Origin of the sequence: Cohnella rhizosphaerae (assembly GCF_029525575.1) — a bacterium.
Lineage (GTDB): Bacteria > Bacillota > Bacilli > Paenibacillales > Paenibacillaceae > Cohnella > Cohnella rhizosphaerae.
Genome location: NZ_JAPDIA010000001.1, coordinates 516,052 through 529,912 on the forward strand (window position 1 = coordinate 516,052; position 13,861 = coordinate 529,912).

The following is a 13,861-nucleotide window of genomic DNA, read 5'->3' on the forward strand; positions in this document are numbered from 1 at the left end:
CCACTCCTTGCGCTTATTCCGGCGTGTCGAGGTCCAGTTCCTCGATTCGCTTTTCTACGTACCGCGTATCCTTCAAGGCATGGTAAGTCTCCGCCTTCTCCACGACGACCGCCGCATTATATTCGGGGATGCCCGCATGGGGCTCATAGACGCCTTTGGGAAACAGCATGTTGCCTTCCGGCCAATACAGCTCGAGGTTGCCTGCGGCCATCGCCGCCGTCTTGAGCCTGCCGTGAAAAACGCCGTGCCGATTGTAGACGACGACGGCTTCTCCCTCCCGAATGCCAAGCCCCTCCGCATCCGCCGCGTTCATCAGCACGTCGTAACGCCCTGCGCCGTTAAACGGATCGAGGTCGCCGTACACCATCGAATTGAACTGCTTGCCGCGGCGCGTCGTCGCGTAAAAGCGCCCTTCGGGCTTGCGAAGCTCCGGCAGCTCGATCGGCAGAAGCCTGCCCTTGCCGTCCGGCGTCGGGAACTCGCCGTCTTCGCACAGCCAGGCGCCGCCCCATTGAAAGACGTCGCCGCGCGCTCGCAAACGCTGAATGCCGTCGTAGTTCGGCGCGGCCTTGGCGATCTCCTCGCGGACGGCGGCCGCGTCGGCGAAGGCGATTGCATCGCGGCGCTCCGGCCTGATGCGGGCCGCCAGATCGGCATAGATCAGCCACTCGGGCCGGGCTTCCGCGATGCGCGGGCCTTCGATCTCCGGCGAGAAATACACCATTCGCTCCGTGGAGGTGGACGTACCGCCGCCTGGCTGCTCGTAACGGGTCATGGCGGGCAGCACCCACACCTCCTCTTTGGCGTCTGCGAGCGTGGAGGTATTGAGGACGATGTCCTGATGGACGCGAACGTCGACGTTTTCCAAGCAGCGCCGGACGAAGTCGGGGTCGGGCATCGTCTCGAGAAAATTGCCGCCCGACGTGTAGAACACCTTGAGCTTGCGCTCGTGATCGTCCGGCAGCATCGCGTTCTCCAGCGACACGCCGACGATGTCGCCCTGCCAGCGCGGCAGCTCGAATCCCCATAGCGCTTCGATTCGGCGGACGTGCTCCGGCTGGAAGTCCCCGCCCGGCAGGCTGAACGGATCAGCTCCCATTTCGCCGGAGCCCTGTACCCCGCTATGTCCGCGGATCGGCATGACGCCGCAATGCTCCCTGCCGATAAAGCCGCGGAGCAGCGCGAGATTGGCGACCTGCGAGATGTTGTCCGTGCCGAAGCGGTGCTGGGTGAGCCCCATGCTCCAGACGAAGACGCCGCTGCGCGCGCCAGCCAGCAAGTTCGCGAATTCGGCTATCCGCTCGCGCGACAAGCCCGACGACCGCTCGAGCGCCTCCCACTCCTGCTCGCGCACATGCGCCTTCAGCGCTTCGTAGCCGCTCGCGTGCGCCTGCACGAACGCATGGTCGATCGCCGAGCCGGGCCGGTCGTCCTCCATCTCGAACCAATGCTTCATCACGCCGTTCATGAACGCGATGTCGCCGCCGATGTTCACCTGGTAAAAGTCGTCGGCCAGCCTTGTGCCGAACAGCGCGGACTCGGGAATCGAAGGCACCCAGTAGCCCTCCATCGCCGGCTCCCGGTAGGGGTTGATCACGATAATCTTCGTGCCTTTGCGCTTGGCGGCGTACATATACTTGGTGGACACCGGCTGATTGTTCGAGGCTACACTCCCCCAGAACACGAGCACGTCCGTGCCGATCCAATCCCTGTAGCTGCAGCTCGAAGCACCGATGCCGAGCGACCGCTTCATTGCCGTCTTCGAAGGCGAGTGGCAGATGCGGGACGCATTGTCGATGTTGTTCGTGCCGATCAGCCGCGCAGCCTTGGCCGCTGCGTAATACGATTCGTTCGTAATGCCGCGCCCGGTCAGGTAGAACGCCAGCTGCTTCGGATCCACGCCTCGGATACGGCTTGCGATACGATCCAGCGCTTCGTCCCACGACACGCGCCTGAAGGCGGAATCGCCTTTTTCGCGTACGAGCGGATAAGGAATGCGCCCCAATTTTCGCAGCTGCGCGCTGTCCATCCGCCTGAGCTCATCGATATCGGCGTGCAAAACATCCGGCTTGATCGGTCCCATCGTGTTCAGCCGCAGCACGTTCAGCCGGGTCGTGCAAAGATGCGGCCCCGTTAGCGTCTGGTCGTAAAGACCGGACACGCCGAGCGCGCATCCGTCGCATACGCCCTGCGTCAAAATTCTGTACGCGTACGGCAGATTGTCGCGGTTGTCCCAGACGACCTTCATCGTATCGCGGATATGATGCGGCTTCTGCCTGCCCAGGCCGAACGGCACCTTGCTCACCCATAGCTTGGGATCCGGACGTCCCGGCAGCTTCGTTCGGCCCGAATGCTTCGTTTTGCCCATGATCGTCAACCTCCGCCCGTCGCGCTGGAAATGAAAAAGCCGCCGATCCGAAGCAGCCCGCTGCTCCATGATTTGCGGCTTGGAATACGTTTAGTTTATCAGGCGGAAAGATGGCATTGCAAGCGTTTACAGTTAGACGGCAAGTACCGGATGGTCTGCCCCGAATTATCGTTCCGCCGAAGCTGCTTCAACCCTTCCGCGACACGAACGGGTTGCCCGTCTCCCAAAACCGCCACGGGTAATCTCTCGCCTCGCCGCTGTTATCGATGCCGATTCTCGGGCCGGCGGATACGGACGACACGGGTCTTCCCTCCGCGATATACAGCGGCGGCTTGTCCAGCGGAAGTCCGTAATCCCCGATGCCGATGCCCAGCGCCTTCGTCAGCTTGCCCGGTCCGCTGGTCAGGTGATGGATTTTCTTTAACGGACCGCGCCGTTCGAGCATGAGCGCTTCTCCCTCCGCGGGCTCCACGGCCCTGATCAGTACGGCTTCGGGACAGCCGGGCTCGCCGCTCACCACGTTGAACAGACAGTGGGTATGCATGACATACGTATACGCGTACCCCGGCGGACCGAACATCACTTCCGTTCGCGGCGTCCTTCGTCCTCCGAAGCTGTGCGCGGCCCTGTCTCCCGGTCCGACGTACGCTTCCGTCTCCACGATCCAACCGGAGGCAATGCCGAGCTCCGTTTCCTTGACGAGCAGCATCCCGAGCAGCGATTGGGCCAATTCGAGCGTCGGCTTCTGGAAAAAAGAGAGGGATACGGGCTTGATCGTCATCGGATTCACCTCGTTTATGGTACATCTGTCTACTATACAATATAGCGTACAACGGCGCCCTTACGAAAACGGACCGAAAAGCCGTTATATGGCGAAAAATCAGCCATTCCGAGGGAGTTGCGGACTGGAGCGACGTTATCTTGCCGCTTAAGCGCCAAAGCGACCGGCTCTCCCCGCAATAGCGGCAGCTGGGTCCGCGCGCGGACCGGAATCGGCCGTCTAAGCGCAAATAGAGGCTCCTGGGTCCGCTGTCGCGCCTTTGAGGGGATGGAATGTTACTAGCGGTGGGGATGGCGGGATGGCGGGATGGCGGTTCGTGCGGGAAAGAGAGCGGGGAACGGGCCCGGAATACAACGCCAAGCCGCGCCAAGCCACTGGAAGCAGGGCATTCACGTAAAAAAACCTCCGTTCCGCCTAAGCGGATTGGAGGTCGAATGCCAAAAGATTCAAGCCGTCGCCGGAAAAAACAGACTGCACGCCAGCGCCAGCCGCACGCGTGCTGCCCCGGCTAGCTTCTCCGCAGCTCCAGCAGCACGACGCTGTGCCGCTCCGCATACACGGCGAGCGTTCCTTCCCCTTCGCCGCCAAGCGTATGCTCGGCCTGCAGCCGCAGATCGCTGTCCTTGTCCACCGTATACCGGCTGCAGACGTACGTCCCGCTCCCCGCCAAGGAGCTCAGATCCAGCCGATATTCCCGGCTCTCTGCCGCAAAATTGCTGATCAGCACCGCCGCTTCCCCCGCCGTCTTCGTTCGCGGCCGCGCAGACGTACAGCCCGGCCGTCTGCTCGACCTCCAGCTCGGCAGGCACCCGCCGGCCCAGCTCGACCAGCCGGGAGAACGCCTTGAACGCAAAATACGTCTTCTGCGGAACGCCGTAGACGTCGAACAGGCCGCAGTACATCGCCGACGGCTGGCCGTCGTAATAGTTGGCCACGTCGACGCGGCAATCCTGGAGTAGTGTCAGCGTCGCGGCGGCGAACGAAGCGCCCTCTACGCCCTTCTGCCGGTCGAAGGAATCGCGCCGGTAATATTCGGCTCCGCGCGTGAAGAAGCCGCGGTCGAGACTGGGATCGATGTTCATGTAATTCCATTCGTTGAAGTGGCTTTCCGCTTCGGAATAGCCGTACGCTTCCAGCCATTCCTCGACGAGCCCGGCGTTGGCCGCGACCTGCTCGGGATGGTCGGCATACGTGTGCCAGGAGAAAAAATCGAGCGGCAGGCTCCGTTCCCGGCAGTAGGCGAAAAAGCCGCGGGTGAAATCGTGGTTGACCATCGTCGCGGCAAATCCGCCGACCTTCAGCTGCGGGTCGAAGCGTTTGATCGCCACCGAAGCTACTTCATATAACGCATAGAACTGCTCGGGCGTACCGTCCCACATACAGCCGCGCGTCGGATTGTCGGGTTCGTTCCAAATCTCCCAGTAGCGGATATCCCATTCGTAGCCGTCCGCCCAGCCTTGATTGTAATGCTTGATAATACCGATGCAGATGCGCGCCCATTTGTCATAGTCGGCGGGCGGCGCCGTATAATATTTGATCGCCGTATGCTCAATGCTGACGCCAAGCCGGTAGATCACTTGCGCTCCGGTGTCCAGTACGGACCGGATGTAATCGTCCGTCCGGCGGAAATCGTAGCTGGCGGGATCTTCAGGGTCCCGGTCGAAGTCGGGAAAAATCGTGTTGATGTCCACCTCGCGCGGATGCGGCCAATTGGTATCGTGCAGCCGGGCATGGGGAATTCGGGCTTCCTTGAAATAGTCGCTCACGTCGATGAGCGTCCCGTAGCAGACCGGGCCGTTGTTGACTCCGTGCAGCGCCTTGACGCGTCCCGTCCCCGCCTTTTTAAAATCGAATCGGATATCCACCGCAACCACCATCGCTCGCTCCTCGCCGCTAAATCTGATATATGTTCGCTTTGCTCATCAATCCATAAGGAAGTACGGTGTACTGCGGCTCATCGCGCGTATGCTCCCGCGTGAAGAACGTCCAGTCCGTCCACGGATTGTGGCTGCCCCGCTGATGCAGGGGACCCAGCAGATTGCGGGCGCTTCCCGTCACTTCGATGTCGATGCGGTTCGTTCCCGCCCGCAAGTGCTCCGTCAAGTCGAGCCTGCCCGCCGCCTTCCACGGAATAAGCCCGGCCGACGTCCCGTTCACCCTCACTTCCACGGTCACTGCCCGGAAATCGTCCAGTTCGAGCACCCGGCGCCTGCCGGGCTCGATCGGCTCCAACGTACATTCGAAGTGATAGACGATGCCGCCGCAATAGTGATAGTAGCCTTGATGGCACCAGTCGCCGACATGAAGCAGCTCCGGCTCGGCTGCGATGCTGCGGCTGGCGTCCACGGCAAAATCGCCGATCAGATAAAAGTCCTCCAGCTCGAACGTCTGCCTGTACGCACAGCTGAGCAGCAGCTCGTTGCTTCCGGGCCGAACAACGGGCAGCCTGACCTTGACGAACGATTTGTCGAGATACCAGCCGTTCGGCTCGGCGGCCGCCGCTTCCCCGTTCAGACGGATGTCGAACGATTCCGCCTGCTCGAGGACGAGGAAAACGTCCGTTGCCGGAACTTCGTCGACCTGGAAAACGAATGCCAGCTCGACCGCCGCGCCGTCCCTTGGGTGGGGCTCGCCGATCCAGCGGTAGCGCTGGGGAATGCCGTTGTAGTGGACGGGCCGCATGCCGAGCGTCTCCCTGATCGCGCGCTGCGCCTCCCAGACGAGCATCGGCTCTGACCACCCGCCCCCGTCGAGCCGGTAGCGGCAGCGGTCCAGCACGAGCGCGTTGGGAGACGTCCGCGTGAACCGGCAGGCCGGGCCGAGCGTCGCTTCCGCCACCCGGTTGCGTTCATGGACGGGCACATAGGAGAAATCGCTCTCCGCTTCCAGCGGCGGCTCGCCCGTCCGGACGACGAACATCCGCGAGCCCGCCGGGCCGAAATCGGCCGTAAAGCGCATGCCGCCCCCGCTGCCGCTCCTGCCCGACAGAGACGCCCCCCGAACCGCAATGCCGCCCCCGAGCAGGTCCCATTCCTCCAGCTTGCCCGGCCGCTCCAGCGCGATCTCGACCTCGTGGCCGCTGTTGCGGTCGTTGTTGACGATAAACACGCCGTATCCGTCCTCCAGCTCCGTCATCAAATAGAGAAACGACGAAGCCTCGCTGCCGGCGCGGTCGCAAATGCTTATCCGGCGCGGCAGAGCCGCTTCCAGCGCGCGCACCGCGTCCCGGGGCCGGTCGACCGTCTCCGCGTTCGGATGGCTCAGCAGCGCCGACAATTCGCCGGAGCGCTCTCCTTCGATCATCGTCGGGACCGGCTCGACGACGATCACACGCCCGCCGCCGTCCAGGAAGGCAAGCAGCAGCTCGACCGTGCTTCGCCAGATGGAGGCGACGCCGGGCAGCACGACGACCTTGTAGGAAGCCAGGCCGACGGCGAGCGTCCCTTCCGCCGCCGAAGCAGTCTCGGCCATAATCGTCTCGTCGCCGAAGTCGAAGTCGTAATGCGACCCGAGCAGCGCGCGGACGACGCCGTCGCAATGCCGCTCCAGCCGGTTGGCCGCCAGCAGGCTCGGGTCGTCCCAGCCGAGATAGCGGTAAGGATCGCAGCCGACCATCGTCCATACTGTCGACGAGGGATGCAGCACAAGCACGTCGCGAACGGCCGGCCCCTGCGTCGTTACGGCGGCGATTCTCGCAAAATAGTCCTCTACCGCATGATTGTATTTCCACCAGGGCGTATTGTAGCCGAAAGCCGGCGGGAAATCGCGCTTCCGGCAACCCTTGAGCGAATATAGCGCGAGATGCTGGCAGCGGGCGTTCACGCCCATGACGTATTGCCAGTCGCCCACCCACTTCTGCCCTTCGAACGTGAATTCCCAGCCTGCGCATCCGTACATCTCGGACAGCACCCGCCGCTTCCCGTACTGATTGGCGACGCTCGTGCACTGCTTGACGGTCCAGTACTCCTCCGTCCGCTCCTCCAATATATCGATGCCGGGCACCTGCTGGTACCGGTACTGGGGCATGACCGCCCCGTTCAGCCGCGTTCCGATGCCCAGGTTATGTTCGACGAGATAATGGCCGGTCAAGGCGATGCCATTCGCCTCGCACCATGCGCCCAGCTGCCGCGAATAGGCGTCCCCGAACCGCTCCGTGATCGTTCGCCAGTAGTCGTGGCGGATTTTCGGCGCGCGCTCCCCCTTGAAAAAACAGCAGCGGAATCTCGTCCAGCAGGTCGTAGCCCCGACGTTCGCGGAAAAAAGCGGCGAATCCGTCCGTCCACGGCAGCCACGCCCTGTCCGTGCCGTGCGGCGAGCGGAAATCGGCGATATTGGGCTCGTCCGTGAAAATGCCCGGTACGGCTTGGCCGAACTCGTCGCCGACCGTACGCCGGTAAGGCTCGTACGTCGATTCGATAAAAGCGGCGACCGAAGCCGGATTCAGGTTGTCGGCCGGCGCTTCGCCGTTGAACCATTCGTCCGGTTCGGATATCTCCCTGCGAAAGAGAAGCAACAGCTCGCCTTCGCCGAGCGCGACCGTCCGGCCGTCGGCCGCGATCCGCTCGCAGCGCAGCAGCTCCGTGCCGTCCGCCTTCGCCAAAAAGACGGCGATGGCGCTCTTGTCGGCAACGACGCCCGCATCCGCCTTGCCGATCGCCTCCAGCGTGACCGCCTTCGCCCGGTACGCGTCGCCCTTCGCGGCGACCGTACCGCCGGCGCCGCCCGACGGGAACCGGTCTTCGTCGTACAGCCAGGCCTGCAGGCCGAGCCGATTTGCTTCGCGCACGCACGCTTCGATGCAGGCGAGCCATTCCTCGCCCATATATGCCGTCTCCAGCCCTTCGCGGGAATGCATGAAGAAGCCGCCCATGCCCTGCGCCTTCATTTCCCCGATCTGGCGGACCAGCTCATCGATCTCCAGCTTGTCGTTCCAGGACCAGAAGGGAACCGAACGAAGCGACGGGGAAGGGGTGGCAAACCCTTCCCGCATGTCGTCGATTTTCATTGTATTCACATCCTCGGCGTTCCCTTGTCCGGCAGCCCGGGCAAGGGACGGAGTCTCCCGTTCGGCAGGACCGACGGAGAGACTCCTTCAAATTTTTGAGCATAAAAATGAGGGGGGGCCCGTTCCGTCAGTCGGCGACGAACACGATATCGCGGAACAGATTGCTGTTCAGGTACGTGCTCGTCGGCATCGTGCCGAGCGCGGTCGTACCGACGCCGCTCGCCGCGTAGGTGACGAGGCTGCCGTTGTTGATCGGGCTGTCGAAGCCGTGCTGCGTATCGGCGTACAGCTTGTCCGTGCCGGTGGAGACGGCCACGATATAGTCCGTGTTGGCCGAGATCGCTTGCGGCGTCGGAAGCGTGAACTCCTTCCAGCCCGCCGCTCCCGTCGGCACGCTCCAGCTATAGGTCGTCGGCAGGATCATCGTGCCGGTGGCGACGTTCCAGATGCGAACCATATGGGTGCCTGTCTCCACGCCGTTGGTATAGATGCGCACCTTCGTGATTTTGCCCGCCACGCTCGTCTTGAACTTCGTGCCCAGCTCATACTGCGCGTCGTAGAAGTAATAGTCCGGCGTCTGCGTCGTGAAGATCGTCTGCGACGGCGTCGGAACGAAGACGATATCGCGGAAAAAGCTGCTGTTCAGGTAGGTGATGCTAGGCATCGTGCCGAGCGTCGTGCTGCCCACCCCGCTGGCCGCGTAGGTGATCAGATTGCCGTTGTTGATCGGACTGTCGAAGCCGTGCTGCGTGTCGGCGTAATACAGATCCGTGCTGTTCGTGACCGACACGATGTAGTCGGTATCGGCCGAGATGGCAAGCGGCACGGGAAGCGTGAATTCCTTCCAGCCGGCCGTGCCGCCCGGAATATCCCAATCGTACGCCTTCGGCAGCAGCATGGCGCCCGTCGCCGCGTTCCAGATGCGCACCGTGTGAATGCCGCTCTCCGCATCCTTCGTGTAAATGCGCACCTTCGTGATCGTGCCGGACACGTTCGCCTTGAATTTCGTGCCCAGGTCGTAGCGCGCGTCGGCGAAGAAGTTATTCGGCACTTGCGACGTATAAATCGACTGTCCCGGCTCCTGTACTTCCTCGATAACCGGATTCCATTCCGTCTTGTCGCCCGTAGCGCTCGATTTGGCGCTCGCGATAAAGGAAATTTTGTCGCCCGACTTGACCATCAGCGTGATGTCGTGGCTGAGACCGGTGGCATCGTTGTAAGCGAGCGTGCCGGACCAGAGCGGTGTCGCGTCGTTGTTTTTGACGATTTTGACGTCCACGCCGTCGCCGCCTGTGACGTCCGCTTTTTTTGGCCGTGCCGGTAATGCGGATTTTCTTGATGCCGTCGGACGTCCAGACGCGGTGAGCCGCTTGCCCGACATCCGGCAAGAGCCAGTTGTCGCCGATCTGCATGCCCCCCGTGGACGACTTCCAATAGCCTTGCCCGTACTGCCAGTTCGCGTTGGGCGCGTAATCGTACGGAATGCCGTAGCTCTGCGTCGTGCCGGCATCGTCGTAATCGTTCGGCGCAGGCGCCTCCTGCCAGACCGCGTTCGTCGAGCCGTTCACCAGATAGCTCCAGCCCGCCGCTCCCTGCGTCTTGTAAAATCCAGTGCGGCATAATGGATGATATTGCCCCCGGGCAGCTTGACGATGTTGTTCGCGTACACATGGTCGCGCGGCATCGATTCCGTGAGCCTCGGCGTCCGCTCGAAAATATGGTTGAGTGCTTGCGAGGCCGACGCTTTCACGATCGTATTGCCCGAAATCGTGCCTCCGTTGCCAAGATTCCAGCCGTGTACCATGAAGGCGGCATGCGGCTGGTTCGGGTCGATCTTGAGCCCGTTGTTGACGATGTAGTTGCCGATAATGCTCGTGTTGGAATTCTCGATCGGCATGCCGGTCACTTCGTTGCGGCCCCAGAACCCGTTGCGCGTCAGCATGAAGGCGTCGCCGTCGTTGTCGTGAATGTAGCTGTTCTGCACGGTAACGTCGGTGTTCAACCCCTCGAAGTCGACGCCGACGCCATCCGGTCCGTCCGGCGCCTTCGTCGAGCCGATCTCCACGTTGTCGACGGTGAAGTGATGCACGGCGTTGAACTGCAGGCCCGCCGATCCCCAGGCGAAGCCGTACAGATAGCCGGACCGCAAAATTCGGCTGTTCGTAAAGCTGCCGACGAACGGACCGGCGCCGTCGTAGTTGACGTGGCCGAACTGGACGCCCTCCCGATAGGAATCCTTGGCGGTGATGGAATCGATCGTAATGTTGTCGGCCCAGCCGACGTCAAGCGGCGCGTCGGTGTTGTTGATGGTCGTATTTTTGATCGTGATGTTCTGCAGGTGGCCGTACAGACCGCTGTCGAGATGCCTGCCGTGCGCATAGATGCCGATGGAATAGGCCGCGTATTGCAACTCGGCGGCGCGGGTGTCCGCGGACGGATACGGATGGATCGGCCATTTCGCGATGTTGTGCACGTAGCAGTCCTCGATCCACAGGCCGTCCTTGTTGGCGGTGTTGTCGTTCGTGTAGACGATGCCCATTTTGGTATAGGCGATCTCGATGCCGACGATTTTCCAGCCGGCGTTGTTCTGCAGGCGGATGCCGTACATGATGCCGTTGTTCGCGACATTCGTCGGGTCGGCGGCCGGTATGGCCGCTTCCGACGTATACGGCGTGATGCGGGGCCGCGCGCCGGTGCCGTACGAGGAAAGGGTGATCCAGTTGCTCGAGGTGCCGCTGCCCTTCAGGAACAGCGTCTCGCCCGTCCACGTATCGCCTTTTTTCAGCAAAATGGTATCTCCGGCGTTAAACGTCACCGAGGACACTTTCGTCAAGGTCGCCCAGGGAGCGGAGGCGCTCGTCCCGGGCCCGCTGTCGCTGCGGCCGGGGTCGGAGGAGCTGACGTAATAGGTCTGTGCGTGGGCTTCTCCTGCTGCGGCGAAGCCCGCGATCAGGAAGATCGACGCGAAAGCGAAGGCATAAATCCATTTTCTCGGAACGGATAGAAGAAAGGCCGCTTGAACCTTCATCATCAATAACCTCTTTTCCTTATCGAATGTGGATGCCGTTGATTCGCTTGCCTTAGTTCCCCGGCTTCGCGCCGGATGTGCGGGCGGGCGCGCCTGCCTGGCGCTCCGCTTCAGTGCATGATCCAGCCGCCGTCGACGTTCAGCGTCTGCCCTGTAACGAAGTCGCTGTCGGGGGGAAGCGAGAAAGACGAACGCCCCCTCTAGGTCGGCCGGCGTCTCGCGCCGGGCGAAGCTTTGCCGTTCCGCGAGCTTGCGCTCGGCCTCCTTCAGCGCTTCGGCACCGACCTTCGCCAGCTCCGTCTCCGTCAGCACGGCGCCGGGCGTCAGACAATTGACCGTAATGCCGTCGCCCGCCACCTCCCGGGCCAACGCGCGGGTGAAGCCGACGACCGCTCCCTTGGAAGCGACGTAGTGGACGAAGTTCGCCTGTCCGGTGAAGAAGGTGACCGACGAGACGTTGACGATCTTGCCGTAGCGCTGCGCCTGCATGTAAGGATGTACCGCCTTGGCGCACAGAAACTGGGAGCGGACGTTGACGCCCATCACATAATCCCAGTCGTCCGCCGTAATCTCGGTCCACCGCTTGCGGGGATCGATGCCCGCGTTGTTCACGAGAATGTGGACCGTTCCGCACCGGTCCGCAACCTCGCGCACCATTCGGCGCACCTCGTCCTCCCTGGACACGTCGGCTTGAACGAAAAACGCTTCGCCGCCGCTGCCGTTAATCTCGTCGACGACCGCTTCGGCCAGCTCCGGACGGGCGCGGTCGACGATCGCGACGACGGCCCCCTCCGCGGCGTAGCGTCTGGCGACGGCTGCGCCGATCGATTGGGCCGCGCCGGTGACGATGGCCGTTTTGCCGATCAACCGCATCTGGGCGTCCCTCCTTCGGAAGACGATCCGCCCTCCAGCGCGGGCCGCGCCAGCGCCGTATATTGGCGCAGGACGCCCTTGTGGGCGAAGGCCGGGCGGCTGCCATTGCGCCAGTCTGTCCCGCATCACCTCCTTCATGATGTCGGCTCCGCGCTCGATCCCATCCTCGCCCACAACATCGATGCGCCTGTTCGGAATATCGATGAGGATCAGGTCGCCGTTCCTCACGGCGGCGATGGGGCCGCCGTCCAGCGCCTCCGGGCCCAGATAGCCGACGCACGGTCCGCGGGTCGCACCCGAGAACCGCCCGTCGGTCACAAGCGACGTCGTGCGCGACAGGACGGGATCGGATGCAATCAGCTCGGAGATGAAGAACATCTCCGGCATGCCGACCGCCTTCGGCCCTTGGTAGCGGATGATAATGACGTCTCCGGGCCGGATCGTCTTGGCCACCAGGGCGTCCACCGCCTCCCGCTCGTTGTCGAACACGACGGCCGGACCTTGATGCCGCTGCATGTCCGCGGCGACGGCGAACTTCTTGATCGTCGCGCCCGCCGGAGCGAGGTTGCCCTTCAGTACGGCGAGAGAGCCTTCGCTCTTGAGCGGCTTTTTCAGCGGATAGATGACGTCCCGGCGGTTCAGCTTGTAATTGGCCAGGAACATCTCCGCGTAACGGGGCATCTCGCTCTTGCGGAATTCGTCCAGGTTCTCCCCGACGGTGCGGCCGGTCACGGTCAACGCGTCCGTATGGAGCAGTTCCCTGATTTCCTCCATGACAAAAGGGACGCCGCCCGCATACCAGAACAGCTCCGTCGGATAATGGCCGGCGGTTTTCGTATCGACCAGGACGGGCACCCGGCCGTGAATCTCGTCGAACCGGTCCGCCGACAGCTCGATGCCCGTCTCTCGCGCAATCGCGATCAGATGCATGACCGCGTTAAGCGAGCCGCCGATGGCGGAATGCACCATGATGGCGTTCTCGAACGACTGGCGGGTCAAAATGTCCGAAGGCTTGATGCCGGCGCGGGCGAGCCGCATCACCTGCTGGCCCGCCTCGCGGGCGGACCGGCGAATCTCGGCGTTCGTCGCCGGAATAAGCGCCGACCAGGGCAGCGCCAGGCCCAGCGCTTCGGCCATCGCCTGCATCGTCGCCGCCGTCCCCATATACTGGCAGGCGCCGCAGGTCGGACAGCAGGCGCGCTGGAAGGCGAGGAATTCCTCCTTCGTCATTTTGCCGCTCTCCGTCTCGACGCTCATATGCCACAGCTCTTCGTTGGAACGCATACAGGGCCCCGCGCCCATCGCTCCCCCCCGGAATATGGATCGCCGGTATATCCAGCCGGGCGATCGCCATCAGATGCGCCGGCACCGCCTTGTCGCCGGCCGACGAGAGCACCATCGCGTCGAACGGCGTCGCCATGGCGTGGATCTCCACCATCGAAGCGATCATATCCCGCGACGGCAGCGAATAATGCATGCCGTTATGGGCCTGCGCCACGCCGTCGCATATGTCCGTCGTCGTATACACGGCCGGCTTGCCTCCAAGCTGGTAGACGCCCTTCTCCGCCTCGGCGACGAGCTCGCCGAGATGATAGGAGCTCGGATGGCTCGAGCCCATCGTGCTCTCCACGAGCACCTGGATTTTATCCAGATCCTCTACGCTCCAATCCATCGACATGCGCAGCGCGTCGCCCTCGAAGCTGATCTTGCGCACTTTCTGGCTGGCGTACAGCGTCTCTTCGTTCGTCATCGCGCCCATCCTCCATTCGTCCGGCGCGGCGCTCGCATCCTGCGCGCCGCCGCTCG

The 13,861-nt window shown here is 62.8% G+C and carries 7 protein-coding genes and 1 pseudogene; all 8 read right to left on the reverse strand.

What is annotated here, in order from left to right; genetic code table 11:
• Nucleotides 1-13: 13 nt before the first annotated feature.
• A complete protein-coding gene (locus OMP40_RS02470) occupies nucleotides 14-2,368 on the reverse strand; it encodes an FdhF/YdeP family oxidoreductase (protein ID WP_277528845.1) in 2,355 nt (784 codons plus the stop codon).
• 187 nt (nucleotides 2,369-2,555) lie between these two features.
• Nucleotides 2,556-3,149: a DNA-3-methyladenine glycosylase gene (locus OMP40_RS02475; protein ID WP_277528846.1), complete on the reverse strand. Its 594-nt coding sequence runs from the start codon at nucleotides 3,147-3,149 to the stop codon at nucleotides 2,556-2,558.
• A gap of 446 nt (nucleotides 3,150-3,595) precedes the next feature.
• Entirely contained in the window at nucleotides 3,596-5,026 is a 1,431-nt protein-coding gene (locus tag OMP40_RS02480; protein WP_277528848.1) for a GH39 family glycosyl hydrolase, read from the reverse strand.
• A 16-nt stretch (nucleotides 5,027-5,042) separates the two neighbouring features.
• A complete protein-coding gene (locus OMP40_RS02485) occupies nucleotides 5,043-7,238 on the reverse strand; it encodes a hypothetical protein (protein WP_277528849.1) in 2,196 nt (731 codons plus the stop codon).
• Nucleotides 7,210-8,154, reverse strand: a complete 945-nt coding sequence (locus tag OMP40_RS02490; RefSeq protein ID WP_277528852.1) for a hypothetical protein — start codon at nucleotides 8,152-8,154, stop codon at nucleotides 7,210-7,212. The genes OMP40_RS02485 and OMP40_RS02490 overlap by 29 nt, the downstream gene beginning before the upstream one ends.
• 127 nt (nucleotides 8,155-8,281) lie before the next feature.
• Nucleotides 8,282-9,433, reverse strand: a complete 1,152-nt coding sequence (locus OMP40_RS02495; RefSeq protein WP_277528854.1) for a DUF4082 domain-containing protein — start codon at nucleotides 9,431-9,433, stop codon at nucleotides 8,282-8,284.
• A 285-nt stretch (nucleotides 9,434-9,718) separates the two neighbouring features.
• On the reverse strand, nucleotides 9,719-13,357 hold the full coding sequence (locus OMP40_RS02500) for an SDR family NAD(P)-dependent oxidoreductase (RefSeq protein ID WP_338130998.1): 3,639 nt from the start codon (nucleotides 13,355-13,357) through the stop codon (nucleotides 9,719-9,721).
• A gap of 1 nt (nucleotide 13,358) precedes the next feature.
• Nucleotides 13,359-13,814, reverse strand: a pseudogene (locus OMP40_RS02505) (dihydroxy-acid dehydratase domain-containing protein); the annotation flags it as partial.
• Nucleotides 13,815-13,861: the final 47 nt, after the last annotated feature.